Source organism: Agromyces molybdatiresistens, assembly GCF_052748445.2.
Genome location: NZ_CM188258.1, coordinates 1,857,792 through 1,872,551, shown reverse-complemented (window position 1 = coordinate 1,872,551; position 14,760 = coordinate 1,857,792). Strand labels below are relative to the sequence as shown.

15 protein-coding genes are annotated in these 14,760 nt (G+C 71.8%); 8 read left to right on the top strand and 7 right to left on the bottom strand.

Translation table 11 applies throughout. The features are described 5' to 3' along the window. Positions 1-1,020, bottom strand: a complete 1,020-nt coding sequence (gene hrcA / locus ACULK2_RS08635) for a heat-inducible transcriptional repressor HrcA (protein ID WP_445969554.1) — start codon at positions 1,018-1,020, stop codon at positions 1-3. Positions 1,021-1,224: 204 nt separating this feature from the next. Between hrcA and ACULK2_RS08630 the strand changes: the two genes are divergently transcribed. Together ACULK2_RS08630 and ACULK2_RS08625 are read left to right on the top strand one after the other, a co-directional pair. Continuing rightward, positions 1,225-1,638, top strand: coding sequence for a DUF4870 domain-containing protein (locus ACULK2_RS08630; RefSeq protein ID WP_445969555.1), 414 nt, complete (start codon positions 1,225-1,227; stop codon positions 1,636-1,638). 240 nt (positions 1,639-1,878) lie between these two features. Continuing rightward, a complete protein-coding gene (locus ACULK2_RS08625; protein ID WP_445969556.1) occupies positions 1,879-2,202 on the top strand; it encodes a DUF4870 domain-containing protein in 324 nt (107 codons plus the stop codon). 3 nt (positions 2,203-2,205) lie between these two features. Here ACULK2_RS08625 and hemW read toward each other — a convergent pair whose 3' ends face one another. The 3 genes from hemW to lepA are packed head-to-tail and all read right to left on the bottom strand — an operon-like array spanning position 2,206 to position 5,947. After that, positions 2,206-3,432 carry a radical SAM family heme chaperone HemW gene (hemW, locus tag ACULK2_RS08620; protein WP_445969557.1) on the bottom strand — a complete coding sequence of 409 codons (1,227 nt, stop codon included), beginning with the start codon at positions 3,430-3,432 and terminating at the stop codon, positions 2,206-2,208. Then, positions 3,432-4,082, bottom strand: a complete 651-nt coding sequence (locus ACULK2_RS08615) for a DUF1990 domain-containing protein (protein ID WP_445969558.1) — start codon at positions 4,080-4,082, stop codon at positions 3,432-3,434. Before ACULK2_RS08615 ends, hemW begins: the two co-directional genes overlap by 1 nt. Before the next feature lie 8 nt (positions 4,083-4,090). After that, positions 4,091-5,947: a translation elongation factor 4 gene (gene lepA, locus ACULK2_RS08610; RefSeq protein WP_445969559.1), complete on the bottom strand. Its 1,857-nt coding sequence runs from the start codon at positions 5,945-5,947 to the stop codon at positions 4,091-4,093. Positions 5,948-6,026: 79 nt separating this feature from the next. On the opposite strand from lepA, the gene ACULK2_RS08605 reads away from it, so the two are divergent. The 4 genes from ACULK2_RS08605 to rpsT all read left to right on the top strand — a co-directional run bounded on the left by ACULK2_RS08605 (position 6,027) and on the right by rpsT (position 9,069). Next, positions 6,027-7,253 carry a sensor histidine kinase gene (locus ACULK2_RS08605; protein WP_445969560.1) on the top strand — a complete coding sequence of 409 codons (1,227 nt, stop codon included), beginning with the start codon at positions 6,027-6,029 and terminating at the stop codon, positions 7,251-7,253. Beyond that, entirely contained in the window at positions 7,250-7,876 is a 627-nt protein-coding gene (locus tag ACULK2_RS08600; RefSeq protein ID WP_445969561.1) for a response regulator, read from the top strand. The genes ACULK2_RS08605 and ACULK2_RS08600 overlap by 4 nt, the downstream gene beginning before the upstream one ends. 3 nt (positions 7,877-7,879) lie before the next feature. Next, on the top strand, positions 7,880-8,644 hold the full coding sequence (locus ACULK2_RS08595) for an alpha/beta fold hydrolase (RefSeq protein WP_445969562.1): 765 nt from the start codon (positions 7,880-7,882) through the stop codon (positions 8,642-8,644). Between the two features lie 164 nt (positions 8,645-8,808). Beyond that, positions 8,809-9,069, top strand: coding sequence for a 30S ribosomal protein S20 (gene rpsT / locus ACULK2_RS08590; RefSeq protein WP_166548528.1), 261 nt, complete (start codon positions 8,809-8,811; stop codon positions 9,067-9,069). A 106-nt stretch (positions 9,070-9,175) separates the two neighbouring features. On the opposite strand, the gene holA is transcribed toward rpsT, so the two are convergent. Genes holA through ACULK2_RS08575 form a run of 3 tightly spaced genes read right to left on the bottom strand, consistent with a single transcriptional unit; the run spans position 9,176 to position 12,797 of the window. Beyond that, complete coding sequence (gene holA, locus ACULK2_RS08585) at positions 9,176-10,192, bottom strand: DNA polymerase III subunit delta (RefSeq protein ID WP_445969563.1); 1,017 nt, start codon at positions 10,190-10,192, stop codon at positions 9,176-9,178. A gap of 28 nt (positions 10,193-10,220) precedes the next feature. After that, positions 10,221-12,635 (bottom strand): ComEC/Rec2 family competence protein, encoded by a 2,415-nt coding sequence (locus ACULK2_RS08580; RefSeq protein ID WP_445969564.1) that lies wholly within the window; start codon positions 12,633-12,635, stop codon positions 10,221-10,223. Continuing rightward, positions 12,636-12,797: a ComEA family DNA-binding protein gene (locus ACULK2_RS08575; protein ID WP_445969565.1), complete on the bottom strand. Its 162-nt coding sequence runs from the start codon at positions 12,795-12,797 to the stop codon at positions 12,636-12,638. Here ACULK2_RS08575 and ACULK2_RS08570 point away from each other — a divergent pair. Both ACULK2_RS08570 and ACULK2_RS08565 read left to right on the top strand, forming a co-directional pair. Further along, entirely contained in the window at positions 12,784-13,056 is a 273-nt protein-coding gene (locus tag ACULK2_RS08570) for a hypothetical protein (RefSeq protein ID WP_445969566.1), read from the top strand. The genes ACULK2_RS08575 and ACULK2_RS08570 overlap by 14 nt on opposite strands. Further along, entirely contained in the window at positions 13,056-14,522 is a 1,467-nt protein-coding gene (locus ACULK2_RS08565; protein WP_445969567.1) for a recombinase family protein, read from the top strand. Before ACULK2_RS08570 ends, ACULK2_RS08565 begins: the two co-directional genes overlap by 1 nt. The last annotated feature ends 238 nt before the right edge of the window (positions 14,523-14,760 follow it).

Sequence of the window (14,760 nt, the reverse complement as noted above, 5' to 3'; positions counted from 1 at the left end):
TCAGCTCTCGCCGAGCGTGCGGGAGAGGTAGCGGGCGACCGCGCGGACCGCGGCCATGCTCTGGGAGTAGTCCATGCGCGTGGGTCCCACGACGCCGAGCCGCGACACGTCGCGGCCGGGGACGGCGAAGGACGTCGACACCACCGAGGTGTCGCCGAGCCCGTATGCGGCGTTCTCGCGGCCGATGCGCACGGCGATGCCGTCGTCGGCGGCCATCTCGCCGAAGAGCCGGAGGATGACGACCTGCTCCTCGATGGCCTCCATGACGCCGAGGATGTTGCCGGCGAAGTCCTGCTCGGTGCGCACGAGGTTCGCGGCGCCGGCGACGACGAGCCGGTCGGAGCGTGTGATCTTCGCCTGGTCGGCGAGGGTCGCCGCGAGCGTGTGGAGGACCTCGGCGTGCGCCCGGTCGGCGTGCTCGGTCTCGGCGGACAGGGCCGTCGCGGCATCCGCCATCGTGAGGCCGGCCGCGACCTCGTTCAGGCGGTCGCGCAGCCGCGCGAGCGTCGACTCGTCGACCGGCTGGTCGAGTTCCGCGAGGCGCTGCTCCACCTGGCCGCTGTCGGAGATGAGGATGCACAGCACGCGCGTCGGCGCGAGCGAGACGAGTTCGACGTGGCGCACGCGCGCCCGCGCGAAGCTCGGGTACTGAACCACGGCGAGCTGGCGCGTCAGCTGCGAGACGAGGCGGACCGTGCGGCCGAGCAGCTCGTCGAGGTCGTTCGACTCCCCGAGGAAGGTCTCGATCGCGTGCCGCTGCGTCGCCGAGAGGGGTCGGATGTCGGCGAGCCGGTCGACGAACACCCGGTAGCCCTTGTCGGTGGGGATCCGGCCCGACGAGGTGTGCGGCGCCGCGATGAGCTCCTCCTCCTCGAGCAGGGCCATGTCGTTGCGGATCGTCGCCGCGGAGACGCCGAAGTGGTGGCGTTCGACGATCGTCTTCGAGCCGACCGGCTCGCGGGACTCGACGTAGTCCTGCACGATCGCGCGGAGCACGGCGAGACTGCGCTCGGAGACCATGATCCTCGCTTCCCTCGACCGACCGGACCCGGACGACGCGTGCTTGGCACTCCGCCCACGTGACTGCTAATCATATCGCGAGATTCAGGGGCTGCACCGTTGCCGGTCGGTCCGCCGCGCCGATAGCGTGTCCATCGTCCCGCACCCCCGACGGCCGCGTCCGGCCGCGACGCGTGCGCTTCCCCTCATCGAAAGGCTCCCGCCATGACCGACTCCAACCTCCCTCCGCAGGATCCGAACGCCGCCCCGCAGCCGGCGCCCGCCGCACCGCTCTCGCACGAGCAGGACGTGCAGTGGGGTTCGTTCGCGCACCTCGGCGGCATCCTCGGCATCCTGCCGTCGCTCATCATCTGGCTCGTCTTCAAGGACCGCGGTGCGTTCACGAACACCGAGGGCAAGGAGGCGCTGAACTTCCAGATCACGCTGGTGCTCGCCACCATCGCGCTCTGGGTGCTGACGACCATCATCACCGTCGTGACCTTCGGGTTCGGCGCGTTCATCGCCGTCCTCACGTACATCCCGTGGATCCTCGGCGTGGTCTTCTCGATCATCGCGTTCCTGCAGGCGAAGGACGGCAACCACTACCGCTACCCCTTCGCGCTGCGTCTCATCAAGTAGTCGCGACGAGCCTCCGACGCGCCGGTCGAACGTCCCTCGACCGGCGCGTCGTCCTGTGCCAGCATGAGGGGACGTCCCCTGTCCGGGCGCGACCACAGAGGAGCACGCATCATGTCCGACGCACCACCTCCCACCCCGCCCACGCCGCCCGCAGGCGGCCCGCCGCCGCCCCCACCGCCCGGCTCGACTCCTCCGCCGCCGCCGGGCGCTCCCGGCCCCGGCCCCGAGCAGAACGTCGCGATGAGCCCTCAGGACCAGCGGCTGTGGGCGACCCTCATCCACATCGGCGGCATCTTCTTCTCGTTCGTGCCGGCCCTCGTCGGCTACCTGGTGCTGCGCGACCGCGGACAGTTCGTCCGCGATCACTCGGCGACCGCGCTGAACTTCCAGATCACGATGCTCATCGCCAACGTGGTGGCCGGCATCCTCTGGGTGGTCGTCATCGGCATCTTCCTGTCGATCGCCGTCTGGATCGTCACGATCGTGTTCAGCATCATCGCGGCGGTCAAGGCGAATCAGGGCGAACCGTACGTCTACCCGGTCGCGATCAAGTTCGTCAGCTAGAGGTCAGTCCTCCAACAGTCGTCGAACGACGGCGTCCGCCAGCAACCGCCCTCGCCGGGTGAGCGTCAGCCGCCCGGCGAGGGCGGTTCGCGCGTCCACGAGCCCATCTGCGATGAGCCCCGCCACGCCGTGGCGGCCGCCGGAATGCAGGCTCGAGACGTCGATCCCCTCGCGGATGCGGGTCGCGAGGAGCACGCGCTCGGTCTCACGGGCGGGCGCGTCGAGCGTTTCGCGCCCGACCGCCGGCGAGACGCCGGCCGCGAGGCGCTCCGCGTAGGCTGCGGGGTGCTTGGCGTTCCACCAGCGCACGCCGCCGACGTGGCTGTGCGCGCCCGGTCCGACGCCCCACCAGTCGTCCCCGCGCCAGTAGCCCAGGTTGTGGCGCGATCGGTGCGAGGCATCCGTCGCCCAGTTCGACACCTCGTACCACTCGTATCCGGCCTGCGCGAGCGCCTCGTCGGCGAGCTCGTACATGTCGGCGGCGAGGTCGTCGTCGATGGCGGCGAGCTCGCCACGTCGAATGCGTCGTGCGAGCTGCGTGCCGTCCTCAACGATGAGCGAGTAGGCGCTCACGTGGTCGGGACGCTCGGCGAGCACGGCGTCGAGGCTCGTCCGCCAGTCGGCGAGCGACTCCCCCGGCGTGCCGTAGATGAGGTCGAGGCTCACGTCGAGCCCGGCGTCGCGCGCCCAGCCGACCACGAGCGGAATGCGCGCCGGATCGTGGGTGCGGTCGAGCGCGGCGAGCACGTGCGGGACCGCCGACTGCATGCCGAACGAGACGCGCGTGAACCCGCCGTCGGCGAGCCTCCTCAGGTCGTCGGCGTCGACGGAGTCGGGGTTGGCCTCGGTCGTCACCTCGGCACGCTCGGCGAGGCCGAACGCATCGCGGACGGCCGCGAGCATCCGCACCAGGTCGGCGGCGGGCAGCAGCGTCGGCGTGCCGCCGCCGAAGAAGACCGTCGAGGCGGGCCGATCCGGGACACCGGATCTCGCGAGCACGTCGCGCGCGAACCGGACCTCGGCCGCGGCCTGATCGGCGAAGTCCTCCCGGCGCGCGCCGCGGAGCTCCCCGGAGGTGTACGTGTTGAAGTCGCAGTAGCCGCATCGCACCCGGCAGAACGGCACGTGCAGGTAGACGCCGAGGGCGCGGGAGGCGGCATCCGTCGTCGCGCTCTCGGGGAGCAGTCCGTCGGCCGGCGCCGGATCGCCGAGCGGGAGCGGCCCCGCCATCAGACCGGGAACGCGGGGTGCAGGGCGCGCAGCTCGCGCCTGGTCAGCTCGCGGCGCCGGCGGCGCACGAGCGGACCGAACACGCGGCGCACGCCGCCGTTCGGCTCGAACGCCGAACGGATCGTGAGCCACACCGAGTCGTCGTCGCGATGCTCGAGGATGAACGACTCCTCGCCGTTCTCCGACGCGTCACCGGTCGTGCCGTAGGCGAAGCCGATCCGGTTCGGCTCGTCGACGACGTACACGACGAGCACGGGCGTGGATCGCGTGCGGAGGCGGCCGCGGCGCTGCAGCGTCGCCGTCATCCCCGCACTGATGTACGGCGTGCCATCGGGACCGAAGCGCTGCTCGACGCGCGGCGCCGGCTGCTCGGCGAGCGGTGCACCGGCCTCGTCGTACGCGATCCCGGTGTACTGCGCGCCGGTGCCCGGTGCGGCGTCCGCGACCGTGAAACCCGCGCCCTGCTGGATGCCCCACGTCATGAGCGCGTCGGCCGACGATTCGAAGCGCTCACGCCCGGACCCGAGCCGGACCGAGTCCTCGGACGGCGTGAACCCCTCCGGCGGATAGCGCAGCAGGTCGGGGTCGAGCGTCGCGCCGATCGCGCCGTAGGTGACGGACTGGTCGGTGAAGGTGCGTCGACGGGTCATCGTTCCCCCTACTTCTTGGCGTCCTTCTTCTCGGTCTCCCCGCTCAGGGCGGCGATGAACGCCTCCTGGGGGACCTCGACGCGGCCGACCATCTTCATGCGCTTCTTGCCCTCCTTCTGCTTCTCGAGGAGCTTGCGCTTGCGCGAGATGTCGCCGCCGTAGCACTTCGCCAGCACGTCCTTGCGCATCGCCCGGATCGACTCGCGGGCGATGATGCGGGCGCCGATCGCCGCCTGGATCGGCACCTCGAACTGCTGGCGCGGGATGAGCTCGCGGAGGCGCCCCGTCATGAGGACCCCGTACGCGTACGCCTTGTCGCGGTGCACGATCGCGCTGAATGCATCGACCTGCTCGCCCTGCAGCAGGATGTCGACCTTCACGAGGTCGGCGGCCTGGTCGCCCGCGGGCTCGTAGTCGAGCGAGGCGTAGCCGGCGGTCTTCGACTTCAGGTTGTCGAAGAAGTCGAAGACGATCTCGCCGAGCGGCATGTTGTAGCGGATCTCGACCCGGTCCTCGCCGAGGTACTCCATGCCGAGCAGGGTGCCGCGGCGCGACTGGCAGAGCTCCATGATCGTGCCGACGTAGTCCTTCGGCGCGAGGATGGCGGCCTTCACGATGGGCTCGCGCACCTCGGCGATCTTGCCGCCGGTCGGGAACTCGCTCGGGTTGGTGACGGTGACGGTCTTCCGGTCCTCGGTGGTGACCTCGTAGACGACGGACGGCGCCGTGTTGATGATGTCGAGTCCGAACTCGCGCCGCAGTCGCTCGGTGACGATCTCGAGGTGCAGCAGCCCGAGGAAGCCCGCACGGAACCCGAAGCCGAGGGCGACCGAGGTCTCGGGCTCGTAGACCAGCGCGGCATCGGACAGCTTCAGCTTGTCGAGCGCCTCGCGAAGCTCGGGGTAGTCGCTGCCGTCGATCGGGTACAGGCCGGAGAACACCATCGGCAGCGGCTCCGTGTAGCCGGGGAGCGGCTCGGCCGCGGGCTTCACCGCGGTCGTCACGGTGTCGCCGACCTTCGACTGGCGCACGTCCTTCACGCCGGTGATGAGGTAGCCCACCTCGCCGACGCTGAGGCCGTTCGTGGGCGTCGGCTCCGGCGCGCTCACGCCGATCTCGAGGATCTCGTGCGTCGCCTTCGTCGACATCATCTGGATCCGCTCGCGCGGGTTCAGCCGGCCGTCGACCATGCGGACGTAGGTGACCACGCCGCGGTAGCTGTCGTACACGGAGTCGAAGATCATCGCCCGCGCCGGGGCGTCCGCATTCCCCGTCGGCGCCGGGATGCGCTCGACCACGCGATCGAGCAGGTCCTCGACGCCCATGCCGGTCTTGCCCGACACGCGGAGCACGTCGTCGGGCGATCCGCCGATGAGGTCGGCGAGCTCGCGTGCGTACTTCTCGGGCTCGGCCGCGGGCAGGTCGATCTTGTTCAGCACCGGGATGATCTCGAGGTCGTTCTCGAGCGCCAGGTAGAGATTGGCGAGGGTCTGCGCCTCGATGCCCTGCGCGGCATCCACCAGCAGGATCGCGCCCTCGCACGCGGCGAGGGAGCGGGAGACCTCGTAGCTGAAGTCGACGTGGCCCGGGGTGTCGATCATGTTGAGCGCGTACCCGGTGCCGCCGAGCTCCCAGGGCATGCGCACGGCCTGGCTCTTGATCGTGATGCCGCGCTCGCGCTCGATGTCCATGCGGTCGAGGTACTGCGCGCGCATGTCGCGGTCGGCGACGACGCCGGTGATCTGCAGCATGCGGTCGGCCAGCGTCGACTTGCCATGGTCGATGTGCGCGATGATGCAGAAGTTGCGGATCAGCGCGGGATCGGTGGCGGCGGGCACCGGTGGGTGGGCGGCTCTCGGAGACATCCTGTCGATTCTCCCATGCGGGCGATCGCACTTTCGACGGATGCCTCCCGAGGGGCGCCGGACTACGCTGAAACGCACCATGACCGTGCTCGATGCCCCACTCGTCGGACGGGTGCAGCCGTCGGCGCTCCGTCCCGTGTTCACGTCGCTCCGCGTGGGCCTCCACGTCCTCGTCGTCGGCCTCACGGTCTTCGTCCTCGCCCGGGCGGTGATCCTCGGCGGCGAGCAGGTCGTCGCGATCTCGATCCTCTCGATCGCCTTCATCGGCGCCTACCTCGTCGGCGTCGTGAGCGCGCACCAGGTGGTGACGCCGTGGATGCGCGCGGCGTGGCTGATCATCCTGCTCGGGCTGTGGCTCGGGCTCAGCGCGCTGACCCCGGACGCCGCGTTCCTGGCCTTCCCGCTGTTCTTCCTCGAACTGCACGTCCTCCCCGCCCGCTGGGCGGTCCCGCTCGTCGCCGTGACCTTCCTCATCAGCGTCTGGAGCTCGACGTCGCAGCTCGGGTTCGAGGTGGGCAGCGTGGTGGGCCCCCTCATCTCAGCGGGCGTCGCCGTGATCATCGGGCTGGGGTACCGCGCGATGGCGGTCGAGACGCGCGAGCGCCAGTCGCTCATCATCGACCTGCTCGCGACCCGCGAGGAACTCGCTGCGGCGAGCCGCGAGGCCGGCACGCTCGCCGAACGCGAGCGCATCGCCCGCGAGATCCACGACACCGTGGCGCAGGGGCTCTCGAGCATCCAGATGCTGCTGCACGCCGCCGAGCGCGACATCGCCGACGAGGGCACGCGCGACAAGCTGCGCCTCGCCCGCGAGACGGCCGCCGACAACCTGCAGGAGACGCGTCGGTTCATCCGCGAGCTCACGCCGCCCGCGCTCGACGAGCAGACGCTGCCCGGCGCGCTCCGCCGGCTGGCGGAGGCCACCAACGAGCAGGCGACGCAGTCGGGCACGCGAACCCGCATCGCGTTCTCGATGAGCGGCGTCCCCGTCGCGCTGCCGATGTCGATCGAGGCGACGCTGCTGCGCATCGCGCAGGGATCGCTCTCGAACGTGGTCAAGCACTCCGACGCGGGCCGGGCCGAACTCACCCTCAGCTACCTCGGCGACGAGGTCGCGCTCGACGTGGTCGACGACGGCGTCGGGTTCGACCCGTCGGTGCTCTCGGGCGCCGACGAGTCCGCGCCGTCCTTCGGGCTCCGCGCCATCCGCCGCCGTGCGGAGAGCCTCGGCGGCACGGTCGACGTCGAGTCGACGCCGGGTGGCGGTACAGCGCTCTCCGTGCGGATCCCGGTGGTGCCGGCATGATCCGGCTCCTGTTGAGCGACGACCACCCGGTCGTGCGCGCCGGCATGCGCGCCCTGCTCGAGGCCGAGGACGACCTGCACGTCGTCGGCGAGGCGTCGAGCGCCGAGGAGGCCGTCCGTCTCGCCGCCGAACCCGGCATCGACCTCGTGCTCATGGACCTGCAGTTCCCCGGCGCCCTGCAGGGCGTGGACGCCACCCGCCGCATCCGCTCGCAGGCGGACGCGCCGCGCGTGCTCGTGCTGACGAACTACGACACCGACGCCGACATCCTCGGCGCCATCGAGGCGGGTGCCAGCGGCTACCTCCTGAAGGACGCGCCGCCCGGCGAGCTCGTCGCGGCGATCCGCGCGGCCGCCGCGGGCGAGTCGGCGCTCGCGCCGGCCGTCGCCTCCCGGCTCGACGAGTCCCAGCGCGGCGGCGACCAGCGCCTGACCGTCCGGGAGGCCGAGGTGCTCGCGCTCGTCGCGGCCGGACGGACGAACCGCGAGATCGGCCAGTCGCTGTTCCTCAGCGAGGCGACCGTGAAATCCCACCTCGTGCACATCTTCACCAAGCTCGGCGTGGGTTCCCGCACGGCCGCGGTCGCGCGGGCGCGCGAGCTCGGGGCCATCCGGGCGGGCTGACGGATGCCGCGCGCGCGAGTGGTCCTCGTCCACGGCATCCGCACGTCGGCGACGATGTGGCGCGGCCAGGTGACGCGTCTCGCGCGCCACGACCTGGAGGTCGTCCCGGTCGACCTCCCGGGGCACGGCGCGCGCCTCGGCGACCCCTTCACGATCGACGACGCCGTGGCGACCATCGGCGCGGCGCTCGGCGAGCCGGTGCCCGGCGTGCCGCGACTGCTCGTCGGCCTGAGCCTCGGCGGGTACCTGTCGATCGAGTTCGCGGCGCGGCATCCGCATGGCCTCGAGGGCCTCGTCGCCGCCTCGTGCGGGACCCGGCCGCGCGGCGTCGGCCTGCACGGCTACCTGCGCCTCTCCGACGCGATCGGACGCCTCCCCGACCGGGGCCGGGCCCTCAACGACCGGATGGCGCGGCTCTTCCTGCCCGCCTCGGCCGTCGACGACATCATCGCCGGCGGCGTCGCCCTCGACGTGATGCGCCCCGCGATCAGGGCGGTCGGCGAACTCGACCTCGAGTCGTCGATCGCGGCGATCGAGGTGCCGATCTGGTTCGTCAACGGGAGCCTCGACCACTTCCGGTTCGAGGAGAAGCGGATGCTCCGCGCCGCTGCCGACGGACGGCTCGTGCACGTCGAGGGCGCCACCCACCTCGTGAGCCTCGCCCGGCCGGACGCCTTCGCCGCGGCGGTGCTCGGCGCCGTGGCCGAGCTGGAGCTGCGGGAGCTGCGTCGCGGGGTCGGTCCGGACCGGGCGACCGCACGATCCTGACTCCCGCATCGCGACGCGCCTCGCGCTTTGGCACCGCCGTGTCGATGCTGGTATCGTTGCCTGTTGGCTTGCGTGTGGGTCCCACCCCGCACGATGCGCCGCGACGGCCCCTCTACCGATTGCGGCAACTCCGGTACCCGCAGAACACACGAAAGACGAACCACGTGGCAAACATCAAGTCGCAGATCAAGCGCATCCGCACCAACCTGAAGGCGCAGGAGCGCAACAAGGCCGTGAAGAGCGAGCTCAAGACCGTCATCACCGCCACCCGCAAGGCCATCGCCGAGGGCGACAAGGAGAAGGCCACCGCTGCCCTCCGCGTCGCGAACCGCAAGCTCGACAAGGCCGCGAGCAAGGGCGTCATCCACAAGAACCAGGCCGCGAACCGCAAGTCGGCCATCGCGAAGCAGGTCGCCGCGCTCTGACCCGAGTGTCGTTCGAGGGCCCCGCACCGGGAGGTGCGGGGCCTTCGTCGTTTCCGGCGCGGGTGGTGGAGCGGACCGGGGAGCGACCCGGTCCGACCCGAGCGGGTCAGGCGAGCGCGCGCCCGCGTGCGGCGATGATGCCGACGAGTCGCTCGAGGGCGAACACCGGGTCGCGCTCGGCGCCCTTCACGGCGGCGTCGGCGGCGGCCAGCGCCTGCACGGCGACGCCGAGCCCCTCGTCGCTCCAGCCGCCGAGGTCGCGGCGGGCGCGGTCGACCTGCCACGGCGCCAGGCCGAGCGCCGACGCGGGCGCGCCTCGCGAGCCTGCAACCTTCGCCATCGTCCGGATCTTCATCGCGAAGGCCGCGACGATCGGCACCGGGTCGGCCCCGGAGTCGAGCGCGTGGCGGAGCGCGATCAGCGCATCGCCGTGACGGCCGGCGATCGCGGCGTCGGCGACCTCGAACGCGTTGGTCTCGACGCGGCCGCCGTAGTACGTGCGGACGGCCGCCTCGTCGATGTCGCCCGCGGCGTCGGCGATGAGCTGGCGACACGCCGCGGCGAGTTCGCCGAGGTCGTCGCTGAACGCGCCGACGAGCGCGCGGAGCGCGGCCGGCGCGATCCGCCGGCCCGCGAGCCGGAACTCGGCGGCGGCGAAGTCCTGCTTGTCGGCGTCGCGCTTGAGCTCGGCGCAGGCCACCTCGATGCCGTCTCCCTCACCGCCGCGGACGGCGTCGAGGAGCTTCTTGCCGCGGTTGCCGCCGCGGTGACGGAGCACGACGGTCGTGCCCTCGGCGGGTGCGGAGAGGTACTCGAGTGCGTCGAGCAGGAACTCGTCGCTCGACTTCTCGACGCCGGTGACCCGGATCAGGCGCGGCTCGCCGAACAGCGACGGGCTCGCGAGCGTCAGGAGCGTGCCCCGGGTGTAGCCGTCGGCCTCGAGGTCGCTCACCTCGAGCGCCGGGTCGTCGGCGCGGAGCGTCTCGCGCAGCATGGTGAGCGCGCGCTCGGCGAGCACATCCTCACCGCCCGAGACGAGCACGATCGGCGCGGGCCGAACCTCGCTCCATCCCAGCTGCGGGATCGCGGTCTTCGACCTGCCGGTGCCCGAGCGTGCCGCCACGGCTCTCCTTCCGTCGTGCCCGTCCAGTCTACGGAGGCCCGCCGACACCCAGCGCCCGCTCGGTCCACAGTTCGAACCCGCCCGGCACGGCCCGGAGCGCCGACGCCCCCGAGGCGTCGCTGCGGACCGGCGTCGTGCGCGCCTCCTCGAGCAGTCCGAGCAGCGACGAGGTCGGGTGCCCGTACCCGTTGTCCGCGCCGACGCCGATGAGCCCGACCGGGGCCGCGAGCTCCCCGTAGAGCTCGGCGCTCTGGTCGGCGCTGCCGTGGTGCGCGACCTTCACGAGGTCGACCGCTCCGAGCTCCGTCGCGCGCCGCATCGCATCCTGCGCGTCGCGGCCGAGGTCGCCGAGGAAGACCGCCCGGTAGTCGGGGGTCACGAGGTCGAGCACGACGCTCGCGTCGTTGCCCGGCACGGCGCCGGCGCGCGGCCACACGACCCGCCATCGCGCGTCGCCGAGCGTTCCGGTGGCGCCCGTCGCGACCTCGGTGTGCGCCGCCCCGCCGTCGACGAGCGGGGCGAGCGCCCGCGCGGAGCGCGTCCCGTCGAGCGGGCCGTGCAGCACGGCGTCCACGCGCCCGGCGAGCGCCGACGTGCCCGTCACGTGGTCGGCGTCCCAGTGCGTGAGGACGAGGAGATCGATGCGGTCGACGCCCGCGCCCACCAGGCAGCGGTCGAGCGCCGCCGGATCCGGGCCGGCATCGACCAGGAGCGTCGCGCCACCGGTCCGCACGAGCACGGCGTCGCCCTGTCCGACGTCGCACTGCCAGACGTCCCAGTCCGCGGGCCGTGCCGCACTCGCGAACAGCGGCGGGCCGGCCGCGAGGCCGAGCGGGACGCCGAGGCTCAGGCAGAGGATGACGGCAGCGACGCCCCGGATCGTCCGCGCGCCGTGGCCGCCACGCGGGCGGGCACCGAACGCGACCACGAGACCGGCGCCGATCGCGATCGCCGCGAGCAGTGCGCCGGGCAGGTCGGGCGGCCACGGCACGCCGGTGAGCGGCATCCGCTCGACGCCGCGGGCCAGGAGCGCGATCCACGATGCCGGAAGCCAGGCCACCTGCAGCGCGGCGAGCCCGGCCGACGGAAGCACCGGCAGGAGCAGGCACCCGATGAGCCCGGCCATCGTCGCGATCGGCGCCGCCGGCGCCGCGAGCAGGTTTGCGGGCACCCCGTACACCGGGATGATCGGCTCGAGCACGACGAGCACTGGCTGGCAGGCGAGCTGCGCGGCGAGCGGGATCGCGACGACCGCGGCGAGCGGCCGCGGCATCCATCGCGAGAGCAGGCGCGAGAGCGGGCCGGACAGGAGTACGAGGCCCGCCGTGGCGCACGCGGACAGAGCGAATCCCGCGTCCGCCGAGTACCAGGGATCGAGCGCGAGGAGCGCGATCACTGCGAGGCCCAGTGCGGGCACCCCGCCCGCCGCCCGCGCGGTCGCGCACGCGACGAGCACGACGACGGCCATCGCCGAGGCCCGTACGACGCTCGCCTCCGGGGTCACGAGCGCGACGAACCCGGCGAGCGTCGCGAGCGCCGCGATCACGCGGGCCGCGCGCGGCAGGCCCGAGAGCCCCGCGGCCCAGAACGTCGCGGCCGTGATGATCGCGCAGTTCGCGCCCGACACGGCGGTGAGGTGCGTGAGGGACGCGGTCGTCATCGCGCCGTGCAGGTCCTCGGTGACACGCGAGGTGTCGCCGATCGCGAGTCCCGGCACGAGCGCGCCGCCGTCGCCGCCGAGACGGGCGGATGCCTCGGCGAGCCGCTCGCGGAGCGGATGCGTCCAGGCGAGCCAGGGCGGGGCCGGCGACGCCTCGGCGATCGCACTCGCGTTCAATCGGAAGGCGGCGCGGGAGGCGGCGGGGAGCTCGGACAGCCGGCCCTCGACCACGACGGTCGATCCGAATCCGAGCGCGTCGCCGGTGTCGGGGAACGAGAGGTCGAGCCGGACGGCCCCGCCGTCGACGGCGACCGACCGGGCCTGCGTCGACGTGCCCGTCAGCTCGACCAGGGTGGCGGCTGCGCGGAGGCGGCCCTCGCCCGACCAGGCCGCGGGGCTCGCACGACGCGGCGCGGCGTCGAGCCGCACGGTCGCCCGGACGACCTCGCGCGAGGCCGCCGCGGCGACGACGACGCCGGGCTCACGCCGCTCGATCGCGACCCAGGCAGACGTCGCGACCAGCCCGCACGCGGTCGCCGCGAGCAGCAGCCCCGCGACCGCCGACCGCCTGTAGGCCCGCGCACGGCAGCCCGCCGTCACGTCGGTGCCGCGGGGCCCCGCGCGCCGGAGCACCGCGGCGACGAGCGCGGCACCGGCGATTGCCCAGCACACGGCCGGGACGGCCCACGAGGGGATGCCGGCGTCGGGTGCGGTCGTCGAGACCCAACCGGCGAACCATGCCGCGGCGGCGGGCGCGAGCAGTCGGAGATCGTGACCGCGCACTCAGAGGCTCACGAGGTCGACGAGGCCCGAGTACACGGCGTCCCCGATGCCGGCCACCTCCATCAGCTGCGACACCTCGGTGAACGGCCCGTTCGCCTCGCGCCAGTCGATGATGCGCTGCGCGAGGGCAAAACTGTAAAATTGACATATGGCAGTCCTCAATAAGTACCCACTGTCGCCCCTGGTCTACCTGGTGGTCGAACCGACGTCCGACGGGCGCTACAAGATCTTCGCCTCGTTGTCGACGAAGGCGGCGGCTGAGCGTGTCCTTGAGTCCTACCGCCGGGCTGATCGATTGCACGGCAGCCACTACGGGGCGGACAATTGGTTCGTTCAGGTAACACGACTCCCGAGCGTTCGAGCGGCCATCGAAGAGGGCTACATCGTCCCGGGCGGCAAGATCGAATGGGCTGCCGACTGATGTCGGATCAAGTGCCCGCTGCGATCTACGCCCGAATCTCGAAGGACCGCGAGGGTGCCGGTCTTGGTGTCGAACGGCAGGAAGCGGACTGCAGGCTGCTCGCGGACCGGCTCGGGTGGGACGTGGTAGCTGTCTACGTCGACAACGACATCAGCGCCTATTCGGGCGCTCCGCGACCGCAGTATCGGGCGATGCTCGACGCGATCCGCGGTGGCGAGGTCCGCGGCGTGATCGCGTGGCACACCGACCGCCTGCACCGCCGACCGGTCGAGCTTGAGGAGTTCATCACGCTCGCGGAGACGCACAATCTCGCCGTGCAGACGGTAAAGGCTGGCGACCTCAACCTGTCAACAGCGAGCGGCCGCATGGTCGCGCGCATGCTCGGCGCAGCCGCTCGCGCCGAGGTCGACAACACGCGCGACCGGATCAAGCGAAGCCGCGAGCAGATGGCCGGCGCCGGGAAGTATCGCGGCGGCCAACGCCCCTTCGGCTATGAGAAGGACGGCGTGACGGTGCGCGCCGGAGAAGCGGCAGCCGTGCTCGACGCCGCGCGAGCCGTGCTCGCCGGGCGTTCGCTGCGCTCGATCGCGCACGAGTGGAACGAGCGCGGATTGAAGACGTCCAAGGGCCGGGAGTGGAACGTGAACCGTCTTCGCGACGTGCTCATGCGCCCAAGGAATGCTGGCATCCTCGCGCACGGTCTGCCGGGCAAGCCGAAGGGATCGACAGGCACAGGGCGCACGCACGACTACGAAGAGGTCGGCAAGGCCGCGTGGCCTGCCATCGTGCCCGAGGAGGAGTGGCGAGCCCTCGTGGCGCTCTTCCTCGATCCCGCACGGCGCAAGCATGCGGGCACTCAGGCACACTGGCTCGGCTCGGGTATCTATCGGTGCGGCATCGATGGATGCGGCGCAGTGCTGCGTCCGCAGGGCCACGGCGGCACGGGATCATCGAAGGGCTCGCACGGCGGGCGTGCGAGGAAGTACCACTACCGCTGCTCGGCGGCGAACCACCTCACCATTTCGTGCGAGCCGACCGACGAGTACGTCCGCGGCAGGGTTTCAGAGCTCGTGCGCGACCCCGACGTGATCGCGAGGCTGCACCCAAGCGACCCCCGCATCGCGGCGGATCGGACCGAACGCACCGTCCTGGCTGCGCGTCTCGCGCAATTCGAGGAGGACTACAGCGCGGGAAGGATCCCCGCGTCGCTGTGGCAGAAGTCCACTGCGAAGGTGGCGGCGGAACTCGCCGAGGTCGACGCCCGCCTTTCTCGCGCGGTGCAGCGCTCGACAGCCTCTCCGATCCTCCGCTCTTCCGACCCGGGACAGGCTTTTCTCGACGCGCCCATCGACATTCAGCGCGCCGTTGTGGCTGCCCTGTACCGCATAGACGTGCTTCCTCGCGTGGAAATCAAGCGTGTGTGGACGCCGGAGCGGCTGCGGTTGTCACGCATTGCGGAGGCCTAACGCTACGCATAACCGGAGGCCTTGCCATGGATCCGGCGAGTTCGATGTCGGGAACGCTTTGCGCCATCCATTGGCATCTATCCACGGTCTTGCCGCTTGCTCACATGAGCCTTCGCTCGCATGGAAGGATCGCTAGATGCTCGACGACTTGGCCCCCACAGAGCCCGATTGCCCGTCGTGCGGCACACGCTGCGTCAGCGGTCCCTCGGGAAGGAATCGGTGCCGCAACTGTCGGGTG

What these genes read in the sequence shown, in the direction of transcription:
- hemW (WP_445969557.1), bottom strand. Translation starts at nt 3,432, where the DNA reads ATGGCGGGGCCGCTCCCGCTCGGCGATCCGGCGCCGGCCGACGGACTG.
- ACULK2_RS08565 (WP_445969567.1), top strand. Translation starts at nt 13,056, where the DNA reads ATGTCGGATCAAGTGCCCGCTGCGATCTACGCCCGAATCTCGAAGGAC.
- ACULK2_RS08600 (WP_445969561.1), top strand. Translation starts at nt 7,250, where the DNA reads ATGATCCGGCTCCTGTTGAGCGACGACCACCCGGTCGTGCGCGCCGGC.
- lepA (WP_445969559.1), bottom strand. Translation starts at nt 5,947, where the DNA reads ATGTCTCCGAGAGCCGCCCACCCACCGGTGCCCGCCGCCACCGATCCC.
- hrcA (WP_445969554.1), bottom strand. Translation starts at nt 1,020, where the DNA reads ATGGTCTCCGAGCGCAGTCTCGCCGTGCTCCGCGCGATCGTGCAGGAC.
- ACULK2_RS08630 (WP_445969555.1), top strand. Translation starts at nt 1,225, where the DNA reads ATGACCGACTCCAACCTCCCTCCGCAGGATCCGAACGCCGCCCCGCAG.
- ACULK2_RS08605 (WP_445969560.1), top strand. Translation starts at nt 6,027, where the DNA reads ATGACCGTGCTCGATGCCCCACTCGTCGGACGGGTGCAGCCGTCGGCG.
- ACULK2_RS08615 (WP_445969558.1), bottom strand. Translation starts at nt 4,082, where the DNA reads ATGACCCGTCGACGCACCTTCACCGACCAGTCCGTCACCTACGGCGCG.
- ACULK2_RS08625 (WP_445969556.1), top strand. Translation starts at nt 1,879, where the DNA reads ATGAGCCCTCAGGACCAGCGGCTGTGGGCGACCCTCATCCACATCGGC.
- ACULK2_RS08595 (WP_445969562.1), top strand. Translation starts at nt 7,880, where the DNA reads ATGCCGCGCGCGCGAGTGGTCCTCGTCCACGGCATCCGCACGTCGGCG.
- ACULK2_RS08570 (WP_445969566.1), top strand. Translation starts at nt 12,784, where the DNA reads ATGGCAGTCCTCAATAAGTACCCACTGTCGCCCCTGGTCTACCTGGTG.